This window comes from Arthrobacter sp. Marseille-P9274 (genome assembly GCF_946892675.1).
Classification (GTDB): Bacteria; Actinomycetota; Actinomycetes; order Actinomycetales; family Micrococcaceae; genus Crystallibacter.
Genome location: NZ_CAMPOV010000001.1, coordinates 2,056,375 through 2,080,173 on the forward strand (window position 1 = coordinate 2,056,375; position 23,799 = coordinate 2,080,173).

Annotated in this window: 24 protein-coding genes; 3 read left to right on the forward strand and 21 right to left on the reverse strand. The window is 66.8% G+C overall.

Annotation, left to right across the window (positions count from 1 at the left end; translation table 11 throughout):
* Positions 1 to 57 precede the first annotated feature (57 nt).
* Complete coding sequence (locus tag OC550_RS09385; protein WP_262105428.1) at positions 58 to 1,257, reverse strand: substrate-binding domain-containing protein; 1,200 nt, start codon at positions 1,255 to 1,257, stop codon at positions 58 to 60.
* 470 nt (positions 1,258 to 1,727) lie between these two features.
* Positions 1,728 to 2,843 carry a peptide chain release factor 2 gene (gene prfB / locus OC550_RS09390; protein ID WP_262105430.1) on the reverse strand — a complete coding sequence of 372 codons (1,116 nt, stop codon included), beginning with the start codon at positions 2,841 to 2,843 and terminating at the stop codon, positions 1,728 to 1,730.
* Between the two features lie 110 nt (positions 2,844 to 2,953).
* Between prfB and OC550_RS09395 the strand changes: the two genes are divergently transcribed.
* Positions 2,954 to 3,685, forward strand: coding sequence for a DUF72 domain-containing protein (locus OC550_RS09395; RefSeq protein ID WP_262105432.1), 732 nt, complete (start codon positions 2,954 to 2,956; stop codon positions 3,683 to 3,685).
* Between the two features lie 152 nt (positions 3,686 to 3,837).
* Here the strand turns inward: OC550_RS09395 and OC550_RS09400 are convergent, their stop codons facing one another.
* The 7 genes from OC550_RS09400 to OC550_RS09430 form a co-directional block, all read right to left on the reverse strand.
* Positions 3,838 to 4,344 (reverse strand): pilus assembly protein TadG-related protein, encoded by a 507-nt coding sequence (locus OC550_RS09400; protein WP_262105433.1) that lies wholly within the window; start codon positions 4,342 to 4,344, stop codon positions 3,838 to 3,840.
* A complete protein-coding gene (locus OC550_RS09405) occupies positions 4,341 to 4,832 on the reverse strand; it encodes a hypothetical protein (protein WP_262105435.1) in 492 nt (163 codons plus the stop codon). The genes OC550_RS09400 and OC550_RS09405 overlap by 4 nt, the downstream gene beginning before the upstream one ends.
* Positions 4,813 to 5,223, reverse strand: a complete 411-nt coding sequence (locus OC550_RS09410; RefSeq protein WP_262105437.1) for a TadE/TadG family type IV pilus assembly protein — start codon at positions 5,221 to 5,223, stop codon at positions 4,813 to 4,815. The genes OC550_RS09405 and OC550_RS09410 overlap by 20 nt, the downstream gene beginning before the upstream one ends.
* Positions 5,223 to 5,408, reverse strand: a complete 186-nt coding sequence (locus OC550_RS09415; protein ID WP_262106301.1) for a hypothetical protein — start codon at positions 5,406 to 5,408, stop codon at positions 5,223 to 5,225. The genes OC550_RS09410 and OC550_RS09415 overlap by 1 nt, the downstream gene beginning before the upstream one ends.
* Before the next feature lie 106 nt (positions 5,409 to 5,514).
* Positions 5,515 to 6,456 (reverse strand): type II secretion system F family protein, encoded by a 942-nt coding sequence (locus OC550_RS09420; RefSeq protein WP_262105439.1) that lies wholly within the window; start codon positions 6,454 to 6,456, stop codon positions 5,515 to 5,517.
* The gene (locus tag OC550_RS09425; protein WP_262105442.1) at positions 6,453 to 7,316 is read right to left on the reverse strand and encodes a type II secretion system F family protein; all 864 of its coding nucleotides are present in this window, start codon (positions 7,314 to 7,316) and stop codon (positions 6,453 to 6,455) included. The genes OC550_RS09420 and OC550_RS09425 overlap by 4 nt, the downstream gene beginning before the upstream one ends.
* Positions 7,313 to 8,539 carry a CpaF family protein gene (locus OC550_RS09430; protein WP_262105444.1) on the reverse strand — a complete coding sequence of 409 codons (1,227 nt, stop codon included), beginning with the start codon at positions 8,537 to 8,539 and terminating at the stop codon, positions 7,313 to 7,315. Before OC550_RS09430 ends, OC550_RS09425 begins: the two co-directional genes overlap by 4 nt.
* A gap of 161 nt (positions 8,540 to 8,700) precedes the next feature.
* Between OC550_RS09430 and OC550_RS09435 the strand changes: the two genes are divergently transcribed.
* Positions 8,701 to 10,500, forward strand: a complete 1,800-nt coding sequence (locus OC550_RS09435; protein ID WP_262105446.1) for an ABC transporter ATP-binding protein — start codon at positions 8,701 to 8,703, stop codon at positions 10,498 to 10,500.
* Between the two features lie 22 nt (positions 10,501 to 10,522).
* On the opposite strand, the gene wecB is transcribed toward OC550_RS09435, so the two are convergent.
* The 7 genes from wecB to OC550_RS09470 all read right to left on the reverse strand — a co-directional run bounded on the left by wecB (position 10,523) and on the right by OC550_RS09470 (position 17,090).
* Positions 10,523 to 11,584 carry a non-hydrolyzing UDP-N-acetylglucosamine 2-epimerase gene (gene wecB / locus OC550_RS09440; RefSeq protein WP_262105448.1) on the reverse strand — a complete coding sequence of 354 codons (1,062 nt, stop codon included), beginning with the start codon at positions 11,582 to 11,584 and terminating at the stop codon, positions 10,523 to 10,525.
* A 9-nt stretch (positions 11,585 to 11,593) separates the two neighbouring features.
* On the reverse strand, positions 11,594 to 12,238 hold the full coding sequence (locus OC550_RS09445; protein ID WP_262105450.1) for a hypothetical protein: 645 nt from the start codon (positions 12,236 to 12,238) through the stop codon (positions 11,594 to 11,596).
* 347 nt (positions 12,239 to 12,585) lie between these two features.
* A complete protein-coding gene (locus OC550_RS09450) occupies positions 12,586 to 13,734 on the reverse strand; it encodes a glycosyltransferase family 1 protein (protein ID WP_262105452.1) in 1,149 nt (382 codons plus the stop codon).
* A 22-nt stretch (positions 13,735 to 13,756) separates the two neighbouring features.
* The gene (locus tag OC550_RS09455) at positions 13,757 to 14,902 is read right to left on the reverse strand and encodes a glycosyltransferase (RefSeq protein WP_262105454.1); all 1,146 of its coding nucleotides are present in this window, start codon (positions 14,900 to 14,902) and stop codon (positions 13,757 to 13,759) included.
* Positions 14,895 to 15,260, reverse strand: a complete 366-nt coding sequence (locus OC550_RS09460) for a DUF2304 domain-containing protein (protein WP_262105455.1) — start codon at positions 15,258 to 15,260, stop codon at positions 14,895 to 14,897. Before OC550_RS09460 ends, OC550_RS09455 begins: the two co-directional genes overlap by 8 nt.
* A 4-nt stretch (positions 15,261 to 15,264) precedes the next feature.
* Positions 15,265 to 15,903, reverse strand: coding sequence for a glycosyltransferase family 2 protein (locus OC550_RS09465; protein WP_262106302.1), 639 nt, complete (start codon positions 15,901 to 15,903; stop codon positions 15,265 to 15,267).
* A 68-nt stretch (positions 15,904 to 15,971) separates the two neighbouring features.
* Entirely contained in the window at positions 15,972 to 17,090 is a 1,119-nt protein-coding gene (locus OC550_RS09470; RefSeq protein ID WP_262105457.1) for a glycosyltransferase, read from the reverse strand.
* Positions 17,091 to 17,266: 176 nt separating this feature from the next.
* Here OC550_RS09470 and OC550_RS09475 point away from each other — a divergent pair, with 176 nt between their 5' ends.
* Positions 17,267 to 18,409, forward strand: coding sequence for a hypothetical protein (locus OC550_RS09475; RefSeq protein WP_262105459.1), 1,143 nt, complete (start codon positions 17,267 to 17,269; stop codon positions 18,407 to 18,409).
* 92 nt (positions 18,410 to 18,501) lie between these two features.
* On the opposite strand, the gene OC550_RS09480 is transcribed toward OC550_RS09475, so the two are convergent.
* The 5 genes from OC550_RS09480 to OC550_RS09500 are packed head-to-tail and all read right to left on the reverse strand — an operon-like array spanning position 18,502 to position 23,769.
* Positions 18,502 to 19,662: a glycosyltransferase gene (locus OC550_RS09480; protein WP_262105461.1), complete on the reverse strand. Its 1,161-nt coding sequence runs from the start codon at positions 19,660 to 19,662 to the stop codon at positions 18,502 to 18,504.
* 4 nt (positions 19,663 to 19,666) lie between these two features.
* On the reverse strand, positions 19,667 to 20,689 hold the full coding sequence (locus tag OC550_RS09485) for a Gfo/Idh/MocA family protein (RefSeq protein WP_262105463.1): 1,023 nt from the start codon (positions 20,687 to 20,689) through the stop codon (positions 19,667 to 19,669).
* A gap of 2 nt (positions 20,690 to 20,691) precedes the next feature.
* Entirely contained in the window at positions 20,692 to 21,786 is a 1,095-nt protein-coding gene (locus OC550_RS09490; protein ID WP_262105465.1) for a DegT/DnrJ/EryC1/StrS aminotransferase family protein, read from the reverse strand.
* A complete protein-coding gene (locus OC550_RS09495) occupies positions 21,787 to 22,422 on the reverse strand; it encodes an acyltransferase (RefSeq protein WP_262105467.1) in 636 nt (211 codons plus the stop codon).
* Positions 22,423 to 22,479: 57 nt separating this feature from the next.
* Positions 22,480 to 23,769, reverse strand: coding sequence for a nucleotide sugar dehydrogenase (locus OC550_RS09500; protein ID WP_262105470.1), 1,290 nt, complete (start codon positions 23,767 to 23,769; stop codon positions 22,480 to 22,482).
* Positions 23,770 to 23,799: the final 30 nt, after the last annotated feature.

Sequence of the window (23,799 nt, forward strand, 5' to 3'; positions counted from 1 at the left end):
GGCGGACCGCGCCGTTCGAGGACGCGGTCCGCCGCACCGGGACGGATGGTGGCCGGTTTACTTGGTTTCCGGCGGCGCTACCTCGCCGGCCGGGACGACCTTGATCAGCTCCGGCACCCAGGCGCCGTCCTTTTCGACAAGCTTGGCCTGGTACATGTCCTGGACGAGCGCGTGGTCCGAGGCCCGTACCGTCGTCTCACCCTTGGGGCCTTCGAAGGTGAAGCCCTCAAGCGCGGTGACCATGGAGTCGACGTCGTTGCCGCCCTGCTCCACCGCACGGACGATCATCTGACCGGCGACGAAACCGTCCGGGGTAAACAGGTCCGGCTTAGCGCCGGCTGCCTCGACCGAGGAGACCATCTCCTTTTCCACGTCATTGCCCGCCGCGCCCGGGAAGTAGTGGTTGAGGAAGCGGATCTTGTCCGAAGCCGCCCCGTATGCACCGAAGGTGGCGGCGTCACCGAGGCCGGTCACGATCGGCGCCGCTTCGAAGGCGCCCTGCTGGCTGAGCGCCTCCCACATGGAGCCGGAAGTGGCCCCGGCCCAGGCTGCAAAGACCAGGTCAGGCTTGGCGTCGATCAACTGTCGGGCGAAGGGCGTGAATTCCGTGGCGTCCTCGGGAACCAGCACCTTCTCGACGGTGGCGCCCTGTGCACCGAGCACGGCTTCGACGGCGGCAAGGTTGCCTTGGCCGAAGGCGTTGTCCTGAGCGAAGACCAGGACCTTCTTGCCCTTGAGGTCGTCGACGAACGTGCCAGCCGTGGCGACGTCCTGCAGGCTCTGCCGGCCGGAGCGGAAGGTGTAGTCATTGATGCCCTGGATGGCATCGGTGGCCGCCGGGCCGGAGATGTACAGGACCTTGTTCTGCTCGGCCTGCTCGGCGAGCTTGAGGGCGATGCCTGACACGACCGTACCGGCAAGGATCTTGTAGTCCTGGCCGATCAGGTCCTTGGCGACGGTCACCGCCTTGTCCGGATCGCCGCCGTCGTCATGGTACGTCAGGTTGAGCTTGGTGCCGTTGACTTCGCCGCTCCCGTCCGTGGCATAGTCGATGCCGGCCTGCAGGCCCTCGTAGTACGCCTCGCCGTAGGCCGCCAGAGGGCCTGTCTTGGAATAGACGATGCCGACATTGATGCTTTCGGGGCCGCCCGCCGCGCCGGCGGCGTCGCCTTCCCCGCTGGGGCTGGGCGCACAGGAAGTGACTGCCAAACCGGTGGCGAACGCCGCAGCCATAAGGAACTTCTTCGTAGCCTTCACGGGATGCCTTTCGTCGTGGATCCGCTGAATCGCTGGAGATCGAATCACCTCGGGCAACTGCTTGTCCCGCAAACCTGAAAGGTGATTCAGATTACAGAGAATCTATGACGAGGGTCACTCGGCTGTCAATGGCGCGGTGCAGCCTTGAGGGTTACGTTCCAGTCACAGATGCTCCGCGGCGCCGAGGAGTCGCTGCCACCCGTTCCCCGCCCTCGGCTACTAGGACCCTGCATCCCCCCGGCTGACCCGGCGGCCGGACCCCTATATCTCTCGGGCTAGTAGTGCGACGGGACTACGGCCTCTCCCTCGGCTGACCCAGCGGCGGCACTTCTGCGGGGCGGCCCCGGCCAATAGCAAGACCCCGCCCGCCTGAGTCGGCGGACGGGGTCCCGTCAATGGTGTGCCTGCAGCGGCTGGCGGCTTGCGATGCTTCGTTGGCTAGTGCGGCGCTGTCATGCTCGCTGCAGTTCCTACTCGGCCGCGTTCCGGTTGTTGGCACGCCACCGGATCCCGGCGTCGATAAAGTCGTCGATCTCGCCGTCGAATACCGCGCCGGTGTTGCCCACTTCGTGTTCAGTCCGGAGGTCCTTGACCATCTGGTACGGGTTGAGCACGTAGGAGCGCATTTGGTCGCCCCAGGAAGCCTTCACGTCCCCCGCTAGTGCCTTCTTCTCGGCGTCTTCCTGCTCCTTCTTGAGCAGCAGCAGCCGGGACTGCAGCACGCGCATGGCTGCAGCGCGGTTCTGGATCTGGGACTTCTCGTTCTGCATGGAAACGACGATGCCCGTCGGCAGGTGGGTCAGGCGCACGGCCGAGTCCGTCGTGTTCACGGACTGCCCGCCCGGGCCTGAGGACCGGAAGACGTCAACCTTGATCTCGTTGTCCGGGATTTCGATGGAGTCCGTCTGTTCGATCAGCGGGATCACTTCGACGGCGGCGAATGACGTCTGGCGCCGGCCCTGGTTGTCGAAGGGGCTGATCCGCACTAGACGATGGGTACCGGCTTCCACCGACAGCGTTCCGAAGGCGTAGGGCGCCTTGACTTCGAACGTGGCCGACTTCAGCCCGGCCTCTTCGGCGTAGGAGGTGTCGAGTACTGCCGTCGGGTAGCCGTGCCGCTCGGCCCACCGCAGGTACATGCGCATCAGCATTTCCGCAAAGTCCGCGGCATCAACGCCGCCGGCGCCGGAGCGGATCGTCACGACGGCTTCGCGCTCGTCATATTCGCCAGCCAGGAGGGTAACCACTTCCAGCTGCGATAGGGCCTTCTTCAAAGACTGCAGTTCCCCGGCGGCCTCGACCATGGAGTCCTCGTCGCCCGCATCCTGGCCGAGTTCCACAAGGACCTCAAGGTCATCGATCCGCGACGCCAGCTTCTCGAGGCGTTCCAGGTCCGACTGGCGGTGCGAGAGCTTCGACGTGATCTTCTGCGCCGCTGCCGGATCGTCCCACAGGTCGGGGACGCCTGCCTGCTCGCTGAGCACGGCGATGTCTTTCCGGATGGTCTCCACGTCCGAAACAGCTTCAATGGATTCGTAGGTCGCGCGGAGGGCACGGATTTCTGCGGGAAAGTCGATCTCAGCCATGGTCTCTCAAGACTACGCCATGCAACCGGCGCTTCCCGTGTCCTGCAATACTGGTCCTGCTTGGGTGACTGCGAAACGGGGATGAACGCTGTGGCTGATTGTGGTGGAAGGTGATTGTCCACATCGGCACCTCGGGCTGGAGCTATGACCATTGGGAAAATGTCATCTACCCCGCCGGAACGCCGTCCCGCGACCGGCTCGCGTCCTACTGCCGGAGGTTCGGCACTGTCGAGCTGAATGCCAGTTTCTACCGCTGGCCGCGCGACTCAACCTTCGCCGGCTGGCGGCGCCGGCTGCCAGACGGCTTCGCCCTCTCCGTCAAGGCGTCACGCGGCCTCACCCACGCCAAGAAGCTCTACGCGCCCGAGGCATGGATCGAACGGATCACGCACTCCTGGCATGAGCTTGGCGAAAAGCGGGCCGTCCTGCTGGTCCAGTTGCCGCCCGGCATGGAACGCGACGACGCACGGCTTGATTACTTCCTGGCACGGCTGCCCGACTGGATCCGGGTCGCCGTCGAGTTCCGCCACCCCAGCTGGCATCACCCGGACGTCTACCGCCTCCTCGAACGCCATCGGGCGGCCTACTGCGTGATGAGCGGCGCCAACCTGCCGTGCGTGCTGGCGGCAACCGCGCCCTTCGTCTACATCCGGATGCACGGCCCCGACCATCAGCATCTCTACGCCGGATCCTATTCAGAACCGGACCTGCACTGGTGGGCGGACAGGATCCGTGAGTGGCAGGAATCCGGGAGGGACGTCTACGTCTACTTCAACAATGACGGCTTTGGCCATGCCGTCCGCAACGCCGAGGCCCTCCGCCGCATCGTCGGGTGCGGCTAGCGCCCCGGGCACCTGCTGTCCCGTTGGATAGTGGCGGCGCGCCTAAGTTTTCGAGCGCGACGGCTTCGGCAGTCCGGCAGTCCGGCAGTCCGGCAGTCCGGCAGTCCGGCAGTCCGGCAGTCCGGCAGTCCGGCAGTCCGGCAGTGATCATCTCATCGCCGCAGTTCGGAGCGTGCATCGCTGAAGACGGTGATCGGTACGCCGTCCGGGACCAGGAAGTTCACCATCGGCGGATGGACGACGGCGGACAGCTCCACGTGCGCCGTGCGGCTTTCCGGAGATCCCGTTCCGCCGCTAACCGCCAGCCCGCTGAAACGGCCGGCGGCCCCGGTCTCCGCCAAATAGCGCTGGACCGCGCCGTGGACAGCACCATCGCTGAGCCTCGGAACCGGCGCCCCTTCGCCGGTCTCGACGTCGGCCAAGGTAAACGTGTCTGCGGCGGCCAGGGCAGCTCCATCCGCGACGGACAGCAGCTTCTTCCGCTCAATGTAAACAGCGGAAGCGGCCATGACGACCGTCAGGATCAGCAGGCTGATCGCGACAAACCCGATAATCAGGACGGCGGCCTGCCCCTCTTCGTCCCTTTGGCGGCCAGCCGAGGCTGATGCCCGCGCGAAGCCGCCCCGGCCGCAAGCCCCGGACACCGAAAATGCGTTCATCCGTACTGCTCGACAATCTGCGTGGCCGAGGAGTTGACCCGGGCGAATGACATCCCGAGCCCGGACATCAACGGCAGGGGAACATCGAGCGCGACCTCGACCGTCACTGTCGAACCCGGTTCCAGGCACGCCCCGGACCCGCACCCGATCGAGACGGTGAGGTCGCCGGCGTCGAACCCGTAGTCCTGGACCGATATGAGGGCGGCCTGCGCCGCCAGGCCGTGAGCTGCGCCCGGCTCTTCCGCCGCGGCGAACACCTTGGCCGCGTGGTCGGCCGCACTCACAACGGCGAAGGAACCGCCCTGTACCTGTCCGACGGCGATCACAAAGTACACGACCGGCACGAGCAGGAGGGTCCCCAGGAAAACGAACTCAACGACGGCGCTGCCGGACTCACCATGGGCTTCCTCTACAGCCCTTCTGGCGGCCCGCCGCCACGCCCGCACCACGACTGCCACCCTGGTCCGGTCAGCCAGGTAGCGGCGCATGGCCTTCCACCTCCAGGAGGCCCGCGGGCCCAAGGAGGCCGAGCGCGGGTAACGGAGCCCTGACCGACACACGCAGCGTCCGCAGGCCGGCCCGGCTGATCTCTTCGACGCGGACATCCTGGGAGTAAGCAGGGCTGAGCGTGCCGTCGATCAACGCTTCCGTCCGGGAGAGCGCGTCCGCGGCGCCCCGATCCGCCAGAGAACCGTACCGGGCTCCGGCTCCGGCGGCGTCAATCAGCGTGTTCCGGACATGCAGCACCAAGGCCAGCTGCATGATGGAGACAAAGATGAGCGCCAGCATGCCGCCGACCAGGACGAAGTCCACCGCGGCCGATCCCCTGTCCTGGGAGAGGACGAGCCGAGCACTCGAGCGTTGCCTGCCCGACCGCATCAGGGCTGGCTGACCCGTCCCATGGCGTCGTTGAACAGCCCTTCGAGGGCCGGCTTCGCGATCGCCAGAATCCCGGCCACCAGGACCGCCGACATCAACGTGATCATGACCCACCCGGGGACGTCTCCGCGCTCCCGGTCACCGTCGGTGAACGCGGTCCGCAGCCGGATTGCCGCCTGCGACATTGTTATCGACAACAAGGCTGCGATCCGCAGGAAGAACGAATGGTTGCTCATGTCAGGCCTTCTCTCGTTGGGCATTCTGTGATGATGGAAACCGTGGACCACGCCCTCACCAACCGAGGTCGATCAGGGCGAGGCCCGGGTAGACGGCGAAAAGGACGGTCAGCGGGAGGACACCGAAAACCAGGGGAACCATCATGGCAATCTCTTTCTTGCCGGCCGCCTCCATCAGGTCCCGTTTGGCCATGTCCCGCACGTCCTGGGCCTGTGCCCGCAGCACATCGGCCAGAGGTGTCCCTCTTTCGACGGCCACGGTGATGCCGTCGACGAACCGGATCAGAGCGGCGAGCCGGCTGCGGTGCGAGAACTCCTGGAGCGCGGCCAGCAAGGGAGTGCCGGCCCGGGTCGCGGCCAGAACGGACGCGAATTCGCCAGCGAGCTCGCCTTTGGAGGTGCGGCAAATCCGTTCCAGCGCCCCGGTCGCGCTTTCACCGGCGCTGACTGCCAAGGCCATCAGTTCGGCCAGGCTGGGAAACTCCGCCAACATCTTGGTTTCCCTGCGCTGGATCTGCATGGTGAGCATATAGTCGCGGAGCAGGAATCCACCGGCTGCCAGCCCCACGGTAAACACGACCGCGGCGACCGGATCGAACCCACCACTGGCCGCAGAGACGACAGCGAGCGCCACACCCAGGGCAAGGCCGCCCACGGCCCACATGAGCTGTTCGGCCCGAAAGTCGAGGGCGCTCTGTTTCCGGCCCGCCTGCGCCAAGCGCTTGGTCAGTACCGTCGTGCCGAAGTTGAATCGGCCAAACCACGACATCAGGTCCGAGACTATGGGACGAACGATCCGCTCCAGGGCACCGAAGGGAGTCACGGTGCCCGGCCCTGCCGCCAGCAGCCGGGACTGCACGTCCACGGACTTCAGCTGCGGCGAGATCCGATCGACGAAACGCGTCCTGCGCATCACCGGCAGGCGGACGAACACCAGCCACAGTCCGCTCCCCAACCCGGCGCCGACCAGGATTCCTAGAGTCAGCAGGTGGCTCATTGCAGCACCCTCTCGTCTTCCGGGAGGGCTCCGAGCCTGAGCATCAGCCGGTAGCAAACCACCGAAACCACGAGTCCGCCCAGGAGCACCATGGCGCCGGCCCCGGTGTTGTAGGCCGCGACTGCCTCCGGCCGGGTAGCCATCAGCATCAGGATGATCCACGGCGCCGCCACGGCCAGGCGGGCGGCGTTGACGGTCCACGATTGGCGGGCCTCGAGTTCGCTGCGCGTCCGGGCACTGTCCCTGAGGAAGTCGGCCAAGGTTCCCAGCAGCCTCCCCAGGTCCGTTCCGCCCACTTCCCGCGTCATCTTGAGCGCCTCGAATATGCGGTCCGCTACTGGATCGGCCAGCCGTTCCTTCAGGCGCTCCAGGGACTGGTCGAACCGGCCGCCCGCACGATAGTCGGCGCCGAACTCGAGGAAGGCCGCCCGCAGTTCCACGGGTCCGCGGGTACCCAACTGGACCAGCGCTTCCGGCAAGGACAGCCCTGCCCGGATGGCCGAGCGAAGGTGGTCCACCGCGTCCGGCCAGATTTCCCGCATCGCCGCCACCCGCCGTCGTGCGCGCCACCGGACCAGCAGATAAGGCAGCCACCCGCCGAAAAGGGCGAAGCAGGCAGCAATCGGGGGCGACTGGGTGATCACCAGAATGAGCAGCGCGGTGAAGACCCCGGTACCGACGCAACTGGCCAGAAGGCCCTGGACACTGACCTTCTGGATGCCAGCCTGTCTGATCATCTCCTGCAGCCGGCTGGGCCTGGTCCGGCGTACGGGTCGCTTCCGCGGGCCGGGAACCTCCCAGCAGGACCACCAGACCAGGAAGAGGCCGATCCCGCCCGCCAGCCCGGCGGCGGCCGTCATGGCGTGCTGCCGATCAGCTGCATCACGTTGTAACCGGCCCGGGTGAACTTCTCCTCGCTGGGGCTGGCGGACTCGCTGGCCACCAGATCCCCGTCCCGCCGGCTGAACAGCGTCGAGGTTTCGATGATCCCGTTCTCCACACGGCGGCCGAGGGAAACGATTTCCGCGACCTGCCGTTTGCCCGAGGTGGCCCGGGTACAGTGCACGACCAGGTCGATGCAGGATGCCACCGTCGGCAGCACGAACGCGGAGGAGATATTCTCGCCGGCCAGCAGCGGAAGCGTGCAAATCTTCGTGATCGCATCGTGAGCACTGTTTGCGTGGACCGTGCACATCCCGGGGAGCCCGCTGTTCAGGGCGATGAGCATGTCGAGGCTTTCGGCTTCGCGCACCTCGCCGACAATCAGCCGGTCCGGGCGCATGCGCAGGGCCTCCTTGACCAGCCGGCGCAGAGGGATCTCGCCCCCGCCCTCGAGGTTCGGCTGTCGGCACTGCAGGCCGACGACGTCGCGGAGCGGCAGGCGCAGTTCGAAGATCTCCTCCACTGTGACGACCCGTTCACGGCTGCCGATGCTGGCGGCGAGGCAGTTGAGCATGGTTGTCTTGCCGGCCTGTGTTGCTCCCGAGACCAGGATGTTGAGGCCGCTGGCCACGGACGCGGCCAGGAACCGCGCGGCTTCGGGCGAGAGCGAGCCGAGCTCCACCAGATGCTCCAGCCGCGAGGCCTTGGCGATGAACTTGCGGATGTTAACGGCCCAGTGCTTGCGGGTGATGTCGGGGATCACCACGTGGAGCCTTGAACCGTCCGGGAGGGCGGCGTCGACGAAGGGCGACGAGAGGTCGAGCCGGCGCCCGGAGGATTTCAGCATGCGTTCCACCAGGTCGCGGACCTGCTGCTGGCTCAGGGTCACCGAGGTCAGCTCGGATTCGCCGCCCCTGGCCACGTACACCTCGGACGGGGAGTTGATCCAGATTTCCTCGATCAGCGGATCATCCAGCAGGGGCTGGAGCGGGCCGAAGCCGGCGACGGCGTCGAAGACATACTTGCGCGCGTACTCCAGCTGGCCCAGCGGAGGCAGCGTCCCGAGCATGGAGCGCTCGTCATAATCATCGACCGCCGCGTCCACCAGGCGCCGCACTTCGCCGGCCTGCTGGGCAGGATCAATCCCGCGGCGGCGGATCAGCTCGCGCACCTCGTCTTCGACAATCCGGATGCCATCCATGCCATTCCCCTTAGCGCACAGCGCCATGTCCAGGCGGCGGGCCTATTTGAGACTGTGCCCGCCGTCGGTCTGCTTTTCCGTTCCGACCCTAGGTGAAACGTGGATATCCGAGAAGAGCCGGGACGCGGATTGTGGATAAGACGTCTAATGTTGGTGCAAGTATGAACAGCATCTTCAAAATCATCGGCCCGTTGCTCAAGACGCTCCCCGACGGCAGCCGGCGCTTCCTCACCGGTTATGCGACCGCCTCGGCAGCACTGGCTTTGCTCGACGTCGTTGCCCTGGGGTTAGTGGCGGCGCTGCTGCCCGGGCTGGTCGGCGGTGGAGATGTCACGCTCCCGGTGCTGGGCAACCTGACAGAACAGGGCCTGGTGCTACCGATGCTGATCGTGATCTGCCTGCTGATCGTCCTCAAGGGCGTGCTGGCGGTGCTGCTCCTGCGCTATGCCACCAAACGCTTCGCCCGGCATGAGGTGGCTATCGGCGACCGCCTGTTTGCCGCATACCTCGCCTCCCCGTGGGAGAAGCGACTGGGACGGAACTCGGCGGAGATCGTGCGGTCGGTGGATGTCGGCGTCGGAATCACCGTCTCCGGCGTGCTGATGCCGGCGATGTCCCTGTTCGGTGAGCTCGGCACCCTGGCCGCGGTCGTCGTCGTACTCTTTGTGGCGCAGCCGGTAATCGCCGTTGTCACGATGATCTACCTGGGCCTAGTGGCACTGCTCCTGGCCAAGGTGATTTCCCCGCGCGCCGTGGCCATTGGCCGCGAGAACCGGGAATGGTCCAACCGGACCGCGAAGACGCTGTACGAGGCGCTCGGCGCGCTGAAAGAAATTACGCTGGCCGACCGTGCGGGCGAGGTGCAGGAGCAGGTCCACGCCACGCGCACCCGGTCCTCCTATGCCCGCGCCGGAGCCATCCAGATTTCGCAGATCCCGCGCTACGTGCTGGAGACGGCACTGGTCGTCGGCTTCGCGCTGCTGGGCGGCGTCGGCTACCTGACCGGCGGTCCGGCCGGGGCTGTCAGCGCCGTCGGACTGTTTGCCGTTGCCGGCTTCCGGCTGATCCCGTCGCTGACGCGCATGCAGGCCGTGCAGTCCTCCGTCAACACCAGCGGATCCTTCGCCCGCCAGATCGTGCAGGACATCCGCGAGGGCGAGCAGGAGATGGCCCGGCAGACGGCGGAGCGGCCGCAGCACGAGCTGCCCGACCGCGCCGCCGACATTGTGCTGCGCGACGTGAGCTTCAGCTACCCGGAAGCGCGCTCCCCCGCGCTCGATTCGGTGAGCATCCGCATCCCTGCCGGCAGCCACGTGGCCTTCGTCGGTTCTTCGGGAGCCGGAAAGTCGACCATGGTGGACCTGCTGCTCGGGCTCCTCGAGCCGAGCGAAGGCCGCATCGAGGTGGCCGGCGAGCCCTTGGGTTCTGTGCTGAAGTCCTGGCGGCGGCGGATCGGCTATGTGCCCCAGGAGGTCTCGCTATTCGACGCCTCCGTCGCGCAGAACGTGGCCCTGGCCTGGGACCCGGACAAGGTCGACCGGGACCGCGTGCGCACGGCGCTGGCCCGGGCCCAGCTGCTCGAGACACTCAAAGCCCGCGAGGGCGGCATCGACGCCCTAGTCGGCGAGCGCGGTCTGGCCCTGTCCGGCGGCCAGCGGCAGCGGCTCGGCATCGCCCGCGCGCTCTACGACAACCCCCGCGTGCTGGTGATGGATGAGGCGACCTCGGCGCTGGATACGGCCACGGAGGCCGCGGTGACGACGGCGATCGGCCAGTTGCACGGCGACGTCACCGTGATTACGGTGGCGCACCGGTTGTCGACCATCCGCGACGCCGACGTGGTGTTCTTCATGCGGGACGGGGCCGTGGCGGCCTTCGGCACGTTCGACGAGGTCGTGGCGGAGGTACCCGACTTTGCCCAGCAGGCGGCCCTGGCTGGGCTGGCAGAGAAGCAAGCCTAATTTTGCCGATGCGTGTTATCCGTTATCGGTCTCGACCCAGCAACGCTTCCGCAACGCGGGCGGCAGCATGGCCGTCGCCATACGGCGCAGCATCCGTCTCGGCCGGCTGCGGCCGCTGGACCGCGGCGGAGAGTTGTGTCAGGTCTTCGTTGACCAAACGGTTCCAGCCAAGCTCGACTGTTTCCACCCACTCGGTTTCCGGACGAATAGTCGTGCAGAGCGTGCGCAGAAGGAATGCTTCCTTCTGCAAACCGCCAGAATCGGTTATGACGCCTGCACTGTGCTGTACGGCGTTCACGAGGTCGGGATAGGCCAAAGGCTCCGTCGCACGGATGGCTCCCCGGTCAAGCCGGATACCGTGCCGGCTTGCGAGTTCATGCAGCCGTGGATGTGCCAGCAGTAGCACCGGCTTGTTCTGGGCGGCCAGCTCACTGACAATTGCGTCCAAGCGAGCCGGATCATCTGTGTTGTCCGGCCGGTGCAGAGTGCAGACGTAGTAGCCGGCGATAGGAAGGTCCAGCGGTGTGCCCCGTCCTTCAGTTTGTACCGCATTGCGAACCTGGTAAAGCACATCCGTCATGACATCGCCCACGAGCAGGCTGCGGCTGCTCAGTCCTTCATCGGCCAGGTGTCCCATAGCCACCTGCGTGGGAGCCAGCAAGAGGTCCGCGGCATGGTCGGTCAGCACCCGATTGTGCTCCTCCGGCATCCGGCGGTTGAAGGACCGAAGTCCTGCCTCAAGATGGGCCAACGGCAAATGCAGCTTCACAGCAGCCAGCGCTGCCGCCAACGTCGAGTTCGTATCCCCGTAAACCAGCACCCAGTCCGGTCGCTCCCGCTCGAGGACTTCTTCCAGTCCGGCAAGCATGGCGCCTGTCTGCCGTCCGTGACTGCCCGACCCGACCTCCAAGTTGTAGTCGGGGGCGGGAATTTGCAGATCCCGGAAGAAGACATCTGAAAGAAGCTCGTGATAATGCTGACCGGTATGCACAATGGTGTGTTTTGCTATACCTTCAAGTGCCCGGGCAATCGGAGCAAGTTTGACGAACTGTGGGCGCGCCCCGACAACACTGAGAATATGCATGTTTCCAGCCTACCGGCCACGGTCGGCCGGCCCGCGGCGCTCCTGATAAAGCCGGTCGTAGAGGCTCACCAGCGTGTTTACCGCTTGCTCCGGAGCGTGATGGTGCCTGATCCACTGGGGGCCGGAGAGTTGCGCTGACGCGGCAATCGGATCATGGAGTACGTGGCGGACCTGATCGACCAACTCTTCGTCTTCGCCTTGCAGTACGGGCACCGGCTCTGGGTAATAGCCATTCCCCAGTTTCGGCATCGCCACCGGCACCCCCAGAGCCACAGCCTGCAGCTCGCTCATGGCCAAGATCCCGGCGCTTTGACCGATAACGCAATGGGCGCTGGCCAGCCAGGCCAGATAAGCGTCTTTCGGCATTCGCGGTACCAATTCCACACCAAGCGCCGCCGCCGCAGCTGATTCGCTGCCCCAGTCGATGCCCTGCAACTCGGCGAAGGGACCGAGAGCAGCCGCCAGCTTCTTGGCCAATTCGAGCTGGCGAGACCCGCCCTTTGAGCTTTCCCAGCGTGAAGCAAAAACTACGCGAGGCCGGGACCGGGGAATCCACGAAGGAAGTTCGTCCATCGCCACCGGGTTCGGCAAATAGACCGCGTCCGCCCGCGCGGTGCGGGCATGCGGCTCCAGATCCGGGGTCGAGTACAGCACTGCTGCCGCATTGTCCGCTCCCCATTGGAGTGTTGGTCGGCGTAACGGATCATAATATTGCGTGCGGATATCAGTTCCGTGGAAATGCAGGACGAACGGCTTATAGGGCTTTGACCGAACAATCCCGATCCGCGACCCGGAGTGCAGATGCAGAAGATCAGCAGACAGGATTCCGCTTGCCCTCTTTGCCTGCCAAACGGCCGAACGTATGACCTTCGACCCTCCCTCGGGTGGAGCGACGTCGAACTGACGCCACGGCAGACCGTTCCGCCGTCCATACCGCACGATGGTCGCGCCAACATCGGCCGCGTCGTATAGATGCAGGACCCGCGGCTGCCTGTGGCCTTTCAACGCGCGCTGTCCGCAGCAGTTCCCGAGGGACAAAGCAGAGCATCGATAGCCTCATCCCAACCGCGGTTCTGGTGCTCTGAGGAAAGTTCTGCAGCAGCCGCATGAGCGTTTTGCTTCCAGCCATCTACAAGCTCCGGCGTGAGTGAAGCGAGCACCTCGCTCAAAGCTTCGGTGGTGAAGTCCCTCGCGGTGGCGCCGAGGCCATGACGCTCCAGCAATTCCTGCATAGCGGGAGAAGGACCAATGATAAGCCCGGTACGGGCCTGGACGGCCTCGAAGAACTTGTTTGGCAGCGCTTGGGCGAGGTTGAAGTTTGTCGGTGGCAGATATGCAATCGCGACGTCGTACTCCGCGACTGTCTCCACCAGGCGGTCGTACGGCACTGGCTCACGAAAATTCACAGCCGGTATCCCAGCCGCCAGCTCTCGGAGTTCAGCCACATAATCCGGTTCATTTGGCATCACGATCAAGTCCAACTCCAGCCCGCGCGGGGCATTGCGGAAGGCCTCAATAATGTCTTCAATTTTCCGGTACCGCTGCCCACCTGCACTATGGATCAAACGAATGCGATCCGTCGTGGGTCGTGGCTCCATGCTGACGTAAGGCGCCGCATTGGTCACGACCTCGGCGTCCACGCCATAATCGAGCCGGTACTGGCGGGCAATACCGTCCGAAACGGTCGTCACTGAGGCCGCCTGGCCAAGGTACGTGCTACAAATCCAGCGCATATAAGGCGCCACAAGGATCCGCCAGGCAGGCTTGTCGAAATGCTCTTTGGGACCGAATTCATGCAGGTCGGCGTGCACGCCGTGTTCGCTCTCAAGGCTCAGTGCCAATGGGAGGGTGTTCAAGTCATTGGCCAAGATTGCTCCAAAGCGTTGGCCGCGCAGATGGCGGTACGCCTCCGCGACCCCCAAAACACTCCAGTAAACGTCCAGATAGCGTCGCAGCGCGAGCCGCTTCGGGTCCCGAGGCCAACCCACCAGCTCTTCAGCGATCTGTACGTGTCCAGCGACCCCATCCGGCGCTGGTCCATAACCACAAGTGATGACCTTGTAACGGTCCTTAAACAGATTGATCTGCTTCAGTACCCGCGGATCCCGGCGCAACGGAGACAGCGAAATTATTAGGAGCGTGTTGCTCATCGGGTTTCCTCTCATCACGGACTTACCGAACCGTTCCTGCAAGCAGTCGCCGAAACCTGCCATGGGCCAAGGCGAGCAGTGAACTTGCGTTGCTGCGCAGCGGAGCTTCCGTGCGAAGGTTGTCGGCTGGACGTGTGGTCACGCTTCGCCGCAGCGGGCCGGCGGCCTCCCGCCGCTTCAGGGCACGGCGCACGTCGGTGGGGCTGCTGGTTCCGCGCAGGGCCTCCAGCAGTTCTTCGTCCGGTCTGCTCAACGCGCGGGACACCCCCGGCGCGAAGGCAGCGATTTCACTGGTCAGAGCAGAAAGCTCCTGGCAGTCGGCGCCGTCCCAGCCGAAGCCGGATCCGCGGCGCAGGGCCGCGCTGAGGACGTGGCCGCGCAGGAGCTTCACGGCGATGGCGTCCCGCTCGGGCGGACGAAGGCCGGCAAACCATTCTCCTTCGACCAGATGCCGGACGTCGCGGAACTGCTCCTTCAGCGGGAGGACGGCGGAGGTCACCCGGACCTCGGCATCCTCGCCCACCAGGTAGGCGGGCGCGCCCGGCCGGTAGGCGATGGGGGCGCCCGAGTACCACAGCTTCAGCCCGAATTCGAGGTCCTCGCCGGTCTGCAGGCCCTCTGTCAGCGACAGCTGGTGCGCCTCCAGCAGGCGGCGGCGGAACAGCCCCAGCGGCGCGGTCCGGTAGGCCAGCCGGTCCTTGAGCGGGTCCGCCAGTGCGCCGCGGAGGACGCGGGCCCGCGGTGTCAAGATCGGGCGGCCTGATCGGGTCCGCAGCGGCGCGATGGCCACGTCGGCTCCGGTGGACGCCGCGAGGTCCAGCCAGGCCGCGACAGCGCCGGGTTCCAGCGCATCGTCCGAGCCCATAATGCCGACGAATTCGGCGGTTGCCGACCGGAGCCCGAAGTTGAACGGTCCGGCCGGCGAGGCGATCCCGTCGTTGAGCTCCAGCACCCTGACCGCTGCCCGGTCCAGATCCGCGAGGGCCTTCCGCACGGGTTCGGGACCCATGTTGTGGCATACAACGAGGGCGCCGGCCCTGCCCTGGCCGGCCGCTACGACGGATTCGACGGCCCGCCGGATGGGCCGGTCAGCCGTGTGGACGGCGATGACGATCTGCGCTTCCTGCTCCCCTGCCAGGCCGCGACTGTTGCCGGCGGCTTCACCCATCCCGCTGCTCCTTGGCGGCGGCATCGGGCCGCGGCGCCTCATCGAGCGCGATCCGGCGCGCGAGCTTGGTGATTCGAGCCTCCAGTTGGCGTGCGCGCTGGAACGAGCTCGCCATGAACACCATGAAGGCGACGATCAGTGCGTACAGCACAAGGTCGGTGCCGCGGCCGATGCCCAGCAGATTGGCCACCCGGGTCAGCAGTCCCGGAACGAACACGGAGAGCACCGCCACCCCGGCGAAGGCCACCAGCAGGATCCGGCGCACGGCTTGGTGCTTGGCATTGCCGCCCCCGCGCATGAGCGCAAGGGCGCCGAGAATGACGGCCAGGACCAGGACTAATTGGACGAGAATGATCATGAGTTCACCTGAAGAAGAGGTCCGCGAGGATATTGACGCCGTTCAGCAGGGACTGCCCCTTGGCCTTGGAGTACTCGGTATACACGATCTCGACGGGATGTTCCACCAGGACCGGCTTCAGCTCGGCCAACTGTTGGATCAGCTCCGAAGCATGCGCCATCCGGTTTTGGGTCAGGTTGATCTTTGCGACGACGGGAGCCGCGATGACCCGCAGCCCGTTGTGGGCGTCGGTCAGCTGCAGCCCGGTCGACATCCGTGACTGCAGGGCGGCGGTGCGCAGGACGAGCCGCTTGAGCCGGGACACGTCGGCGCTGCCTTCGAGGAAGCGTGAGCCCAGGACCACGTCCGCTTCGCCGGCACGGACCCTGGCGAGCATCACGGCCGCGTCGGCGACCCTGTGCTGCCCGTCCGCGTCGAAGGTGATGACGGCTTCAAGCTCCGGGTCCTGCAGGGCGTACTCGAAGCCCGTCTGGAGGGCTGCGCCCTGTCCAAGGTTGACGGGATGCTGCACCACCACGGCCCCCGCCGAACGGGCAATCGCCGCCGAGCCATCCGAGCTGCCGTCGTCGACGCACACCACATGGCTGAACTCTTCGAGCAAGCCGGTAACAACCGAACCGATAACGGTAGCCTCGTTAAACATCGGCACGACTACCCAGGAACGACTCACCTGCCCAGTATTCCATAGGGGCCTTGAGTGCACGGCACCGGTCAGGCGTGGGCCCCGACCATGCGGTAGTGGGCATCCAGCTGCCGCGCGCTGACGGCCAGCGAGCGGTTTTCGACGACGAACTGCCGCGCAGCCCGGCGCATATTGTGGTAGCTCGTGTCACCGAGGCTCAGCAGTTCGAGCAGGCCGTCGCGCAGTTGGGAGTAGTCCGCTTCGCCCGCGAGCAGGCCGGTAGTACCGTCGTCGAGCATTTCCGGAATGCCCCCGCTGCGGTACGCGAGCACCGGGGTCCCGCAGGCCTGGGCCTCAAGCACCACGAGGCCCGCCGCCTCCCGTGCTCCCCCGGCCTCCTGGCTCGGTGCCACCAGCACGTGGGACTTCTGCATCCAGCCGCGGATCGCCTCGCGGTCCAACCGGCCGAGGAAATCTATGTGCGGGTGGCTCGCGGCCTGCTCCTCGACGGCGTCGCGCAGCGGGCCGTCGCCGATGACCACGAGCCGGTGGCGGGCCTTGCGCCAGACCGCCAGGGAGGCGTCGATCAGGTCCCGGATCCCCTTCTGGGTGTTCAGCGTGCCCACAAAGAGCACGATCGGCGTCTCCCGTTCCTCCCGCGCGCCGGGGGCGAAGTAGTCCGTGTCGACGCCCTGGTAGTGGACCTCGATCTTGTCTGCGTCCATGCCCAGCGCCGTGGCCCGCCCGGCCAGGTAGTTGCTGACGGCCAGGAGACGCTGGCTTTGCGCGGCCGCTGCCAACACGTTGCGGTGGTGCCACTTGGCCATCATCGTGTCCGCCGGATTGGCCAGGGAGACGACGTCGGAGCCGTGGAGGGTGGTGATCAGCGGTACCTCGGAGAGGCGGGCCGCGTCGACGGCCGGGCGGGACCAGGTGCCGAAGTGCTGATGGATGACGTCCGGCTTGTACCGGCGCACCGCCAGCGTCATCGCTGGCATAAAGGCCGGCATCACCAGTTCGCGGCGGCGGAAGCCCAGCAGCTGTCCGGGCACGAAATCCGTAATGGGGACCGTGATGGACTTGTCCCGGATCTCGGCGACGAGCGTGAAGACCCGGAAGTCGTGGCTGTCCTTGAGGTGCTGGGCGTGCGCCACGGCGAAGTAAGTCGGCGGGATCCGCAAGGTGCTCTTGGTGATCGCTATCTTCACATGGCATCCTGACGGGGTTCTCGATGGGCGCGGCCGCCCGGCCGCGGTGACACAGCAATCCTAGCCGGGCCACCTTGGGTTTTCCGTTGGTCCCCGGACGGTAGGCTTGTTCTGGCTCCGCCCGGGTCCATGCCGCCGGAGCCAGGCAGTTGGCCTGAGCGCGACAGACAAAGGACATGATGGCAGCCCCTCGGATCTTGTGTATCTCCTTCTCCGATATCGAGGCCGACTCCCGGGTGCTGCGGCAGGTTCGGCTGCTGGCCGACGCCGGCGAAGTCACCACGCTCTGCTACGGCAACCGGCCGCCGGGTGCCACCCACCATCTGGAGGTCGACTCCGCGCTGCCGTCCCTCCCCCAGACCCCGGCGGGTGTGGTGAAACTCGCGCTGCGGCGCTTTGCCGCCGTGGAATTGTCCGCGCCGGCCCTCAAGCAGGCCCGGGAGGTGGTGGGCGACCGGACCTTCGACCTAGTCGTTGCCAATGAGGCCCGGGCGCTCCCGCTCGCGCACGCGGTGGCCCACGGAGCACCGGTGTGGGGCGACATGCACGAATGGGCGCCGGAGGAACGTGCGCACGTCCTGCCCTGGCGGCTGCTCGTCAAGCCCTACATGTACAGCATCTGCGCCAAGTACTTACCGCGAACGACGGCGGTGACTGCGGTTAACGCCTCCATCGCGTCTTTGTATACGGAACGGTTCGGCTGCCGCACCGATGTGGTCCGCAACGCCGGGCCCTTCCGCAACCTCAAACCTTCGCCGCCGTTGCCCGGCAAGATCCGCCTCGTCCACAGCGGTGCGGCGGTGCCGGGCCGGAACCTTGAAGGGACCATCGAAGCCGTCAAGGCGCTCGACGACCGGTTCACCCTGGACCTCTATCTGATGAAGGCCCGCGACGGAGGCCGGTACTGGCAGCAGCTCAAGGACCTGGCGGCCGGGGATCCGCGCATCACCTTCCACGATGCCGTCACGCCGGAGGAACTGCCGGCGACGCTCAACCAGTACGACGTGGGCGTCTTCAGCCTGCCGCCGCAGACCACTAATCATCGGCTGATGCTGCCGAACAAGTTCTTCGATTTCGTCCAGGCCCGGCTGGCCCTGGTCTTCAGTCCCTCGCCCGAAACGGCAAAGCTGATGCAGGAGCACGACCTCGGCGTCATCACCGAGGATTTCAGCAATGCCGCGCTGACCCGCGCGGTGGCGTCCCTGACGCACGCCGACGTGGAGCGGTACAAGGCCAACACCCACCGTGCGGCGCGAGCCCTAAGCTCGGCAGAGGACGAATCCGTGACCCGCGCGCTGCTGGCCCGGCTGCTCGGCTGACAGGCCGGCCCCGGCCCCCGGGCAGGCGCGCGGACGGGCCCGACGTTGCGAGTGGTCGTTGGCGGCCAGGCTCGCCATGTAGGCGCCTTGCGTCAGGCGCGGCGGACCGCGGCGGCGAGGGCCTCCGCGGCCTTCGAGCCCACGCGCCGGAGCGAATAGTTCTCCCCAGCCCAGGCCGCGAGCCTGGCGCGCTCCGCCGGTGCAGCCGGACTTTCCAGCACCGCGGCCATGGCCTCGGCTACCTCCCCGGCATCCCAGTCCACGCTGTGCCCGAGGTTGTTCTGCTCCACGATGTCCCGGAGCGGGCCGACCCCGGCATAGATGACCGGCGCACCGCAGGCCAGGCTGGCGAAGGCCTTCGTGGCAAAGGCGAAATCGTAGCCCCGTCCCGGACGCACCGAGGCGAGGCCGGCGGCGGCCTCCCGCAGGGCTGCGGCGGTTTCGGAGCCGCCGGCCACGCCCATGAACCGGATCCGGCTGCCGGCCGGAGCAGCGCGTTCGGCCAGTTCGGCGAGTTCGACGCCTTGGCCGTACATCAGCAGTTCAGCGTCCGGGAACCGGTCCATGACCTTCAGGAATCCGTCCACGAAAACCCCGGCGCCTTGGATCTCCGACATCGTGCCGGCGTAGACAAAGGTCCGCTTCGAACCGGCCGGTACGGCTGTCCCCGCCCCTGTCCCCGCTGCTGCCGGCGTGAACGTGTCAGTGTCGATCCCGGTTCCGACCTCCGCGACCTTGGCCCGCCCGCGGGTCAGGTTCCGCACAGCACCGCTGACGCCGGACGAGACGCTCAGGACCCCGGCAGCGCCGTTCAGGACCCAGCGTTCGACGGCTCGCAGCGCCGTGACGATCAAGGAATGGACCCCGATGCCGGCGGCCGCATCGGAGCTGACATCCGCCGCGAAATAGATGTACGGCCGGCGCCGCAGCCGGCTCGCGATCCGGACAACCACCCCTGTCGTCGGCGGCGGCTCGACCAGCACGGCATCGAACCGCGGCGCGGCCAGCAGCCGGAAGAACAGCGGGATATCGAAGCTCGCGTACTGGACGTAGCCGCGGACGGCGCCGGTGCGGTCCCGCAGCACGGGCCACCGCCGAATGCCGCGGGTGGACCTTCTCGCCCCCGGGGCGCGGCTCGTCAGCACCGTCACCGTGTGCCCGGCCTCCTTGAGCCCCTTGACAGTGGCGGCGAGGCGGTAAGCCGCGGCGCCGGCTTCCGGGGCGAAGATGCGGCTGGCAACCAGGATGTGCATGCAGTCAGTCCTGCAGCCGGATGGTCCTGGCCTCGCGGCCGGACGCGGCCATGGCCTCGGCCACCCGCAGCGTGTTGAGTCCTTCCCGCATGGACACGATCGCAGGTCCGGACTCGCTGTCCGCCGGTGCCTCCCCGCGGGCGGCCAGGACGGCGTCGCGGAAAGCCTCGTGCTCGACCTTCAGCGGCTCCCGCTTGGCGATCGCCAGGCGGGTCACGTCGCCCTCGGTAACTCCGCGGAAATTGGCCACGGAGTCCCACTCGGTGCTGATGGTCCCGTTCACGTAGTAAGTCAGGTCCGCCGTCAGCGTGTCGGCCACGAAGGACCCGCGTTCCCCCGTCACCACCGTCATCCGCTCCTTCATCGGCGAGAGCCAGTTGACCAGGTGGCTGGTGATGATTCCGTTGGCGAGCTGGCCGTTCGCGGCCAGCATGTCTTCGTGTTCGCGCCCGGAGCGGGTCGTCGTCCGCGCGCTGACGGACTCGTACTGGCTTTCCGCCAGCCAGGCGGTCAGGTCGATGTCGTGCGTACCTAGATCCTTGATCACCCCGACGTCGGCGATCCGGGACGGGAACGGGCCCTGCCGGCGCGTCGCGATCTGGTACACCTCGCCCAGGTCGCCCTTCTGCAGGCGCACACGCAGCGACTGCAGGGCCGGATTGTAGCGCTCGATGTGCCCAACGGCACCTACCAGCCCGCGGCTCTCGAATGCGTCGGCGAGCCGCTGGCCGCCCTCGATGGTGGAGGCGATCGGCTTCTCCACCATGGTGTGGATGCCTGCCTCCGCCAGGGCGAGGCCGACTTCCTCGTGCAGGCCGGTGGGCACGGCGCACATCACCAGGTCCAGCCCGTGATCGATCAGCTGTTCCACCCTGTTGTAGAAGGGCAGGTCGCCGGCGACGCCGTGCGGGTCGCCGTAGGCATCCGCCACGGCCGCCAGTTCCACGCCCTCGGTCTCCTGCAGCACCCTGGCATGGTGGCGGCCCATCATGCCCAGCCCGATCAGGCCGGCGCGCAGCTTACCCATGCTCAGGCACCTGCCTTCGCCAGCGCGTTGACCGCGGTGGCAATGCGGTCCAGGTCCTCTTGGTCCAGCGAGGGATGGACCGGCAGCGACAGCACCTGCCGGGCGGCGGCCTCTGTCACGGGCAGGTCTGCTGGCCGGCTGAAAGAGGGCAGGCGGTGGTTCGGGATGGGATAGTACACACCGGAGCCGATCCGGTACTCCTCTTTGAGGGCCGCCGCGAAGCGGTCGCGCTCATTCTCCGGCACGCGGATCGTGTACTGGTGGTAGACGTGGATCGCCCCGTCCGCGACCGCCGGGGTCCCGACGCCCTCGAGGTTGGAGGTCAGGAACGCCGCGTTGGCCTGCCGCTGCTCGGTCCAGCGCCCGATCTTGGTCAGCTGGACCCGGCCGATCGCCGCGTGCAGGTTGGTCATCCGGGCGTTGAAGCCGACGAGCTCGTTCTCGTACTGCCGCTCCATCCCCTGGTTACGGAGCAACCGCAGCCGGCGTTCGACGTCGTGATCTCCAGTGGAGACCATCCCGCCCTCACCTGACGTCATGTTCTTCGTGGGGTAGAGGCTGAACATGGCGAAGGTACCGAAGGTGCCGACCTGCTTGCCGTGCAGCGCTGCGCCGTGCGCCTGCGCCGCGTCCTCGAAGAGTGCCAGGCCGCGCTCGGCCGCCAGGGAGCCCAAGGCGTCCATGTTCGCGGGGTGCCCGTAGAGATGGACCGGCATGATTGCCTTGGTGCGCTCGGTGATGAGCGGCTCCGCAGCCGCTGCATCCAGGCAGTAATGGTCCGGCTCGATGTCGGCGAACACGGGGGTGGCGCCCGTCAGCGCCACCGAATTGGCCGTCGCGGCGAACGTGAAGGACGGGACGATGACCTCGTCGCCCGGGCCGATGCCGGCCGCGAGCAGGCCCAGATGCAGGCCGGACGTGCCGGAGTTGACGGCCACCGCCGCCCGCCCGTCAAGCAGGACCTCGGAGAATTCCTGTTCGAAGGAAGCCACTTCGGCCCCCTGCGCCAGCATGCCCGAAACCAGCACCGCGTCCACCGCGGCCCGTTCCTCGTCCCCGATGATCGGCTTCGCGGCCGGGATAAAGTCCTTGCTCACTCAGTTCTGCCTTTCTTCCGTGCTAGCCGTCGAGTCCGGCGCGGCTTCGCGCAGCAGTCCGTTCTCCTCCGTGTAGGCATCCCCGCTCTCCGGGCACACCCACCGGTCCGCCCGGCCCCCGTCCTCCTGGCGCAGGGGGTGTCCGGATTTGCCGACCCAGCCGATCCGCCGCGCCGGTACCCCGGCCATCAGCGCGAAGTCCGGCACGTCCTTGGTCACCACGGCGCCGGCGGCGATCGTGGCCCAACGGCCGATCCGCACCGGCGCCACGCAGACGGCCCGTGCCCCGACCGAGGCACCCTCCGCGATGGTCACGCCCACGGGAATCCAGTCGTGCGCGCTCTTGAGCGTGCCGTCCGGGTTGATCGAACGCGGATAGGTGTCATTGGTCAGGACCGCGGCCGGGCCGATGAAGACCCCGCGGCCGATCTCGGCCGGCTCGTACACCAGCGCATAGTTCTGGATCTTGGTGTTGTCTCCGATCCGGACCCCGGTGCCCACGTACGCGCCCCTGCCGACGATGCAGTCGGCGCCCAGGACCGCGTCCTCGCGGACCTGCGCGAGATGCCAGATCTTGGTGCCCTCGCCCAGCCGGGCGCGTTCGGAGACATCGGCCGTCTCAGCGATAAATCCCACCGTTAAAGCTCCCTTTCGTGCGAAACTGCGTGCCGCCGTCGTACTTGCCGCGCTGCCTCAGGCCTTGCCGATCACCCGGTAGGTGACTCCCTGCCACTGCTCCGGGCTGCTGACCCTGCGGCCGTCGATGAACACCTTGATGCCCGGCAGGTCGTCCGGCCCCAGCTCCTTGTACTCGGCGTGGTTCGCCTGCACGACGGCGGCGTCCGCCGACTCGCCCAGGCGGTACGGGGCGAAACCGAGCTTCTCGAGCTCGGCGTCGCTGTACAGCGGGTCGTGGACCAGCGCCGTGGCGCCGCGGGCCTTCAGGGCCTCGACCGCACCGAAGACGCCGGAGAAGGCGGTCTCCTTCACTCCCCCGCGGTAGGCCGCGCCGAGAACGACGACGCGTGCCCCGGCCAGGTCGCCGAAGGCGCCTTCGAGCAGGCCGATCGTGTAGTCCGGCATTCCGGCGTTGGCTTCGCGCGCCGCGCGGACCACGGTGGCCTCCGGGTCGTTCCAGAGGTAGAGCCGCGGATAGACCGGAATGCAGTGGCCGCCGACGGCGATGCCGGGCTGGTGGATGTGGCTGTAGGGCTGGGAGTTGGACGCTTCGATCACCTGGTAGATATCGATGCCGGCCGTCGCTGCGTAGCGCGCGAACTGGTTGGCCAGGCCGATATTGACGTCCCGATAGGTGGTCTCGGCGAGCTTGGCCAGCTCGGATGCCTCGGCCGATCCGAGGTCCCAGACGCCGTTGGGCCGAGCCAGGTCGGGGCGGTCGTCGAAGTCCAGGACGGCTTCGTAGAATTCCTTCGCGGCCTGGGCCCCGGCCTCCGAGAGCGCGCCGATGAGTTTGGGATACTTGCGCAGGTCCTCGAATACGCGCCCAGTGAGGACCCGTTCGGGCGAAAAGACCAGGTGGAAGTCCTTGCCCTCCGCCAACCCGGAACCGGACTCGAGCATCGGCTTCCAGCGGGTGCGGGTTGTTCCGACCGGCAGGGTCGTCTCATAGGAGACCAGCGTGCCGGGCGTCAGGTGCCTGGCCAGTTCCTCGGTTGCTGCGTCCATCCAGGCGAAGTCCGGCCGCGCCTCGGCGTCCACGAACAGCGGGACGACCAGGACCACGGCATCCGCGCCTGGCACGGCCTCGGCGTAGCTGGTGGTGGCCTTCAGCCGTCCGGCCGGCACCAGTTCGCCCAGTTTCTCCTGCAGATGGGCCTCCCCCGGAAACGGTTCGGAGGCCGCGTTGACCTGCGCGACAACGCCTTCGTTGACGTCGACGCCGATGACGTCGTGCCCCTTGGAAGCAAACTGCGCCGCGAGCGGCAGGCCGATCTTTCCAAGGGCAATGACGGCAATCTTCACCGGGTGGATACCTCTTCTACATTGTGCTGC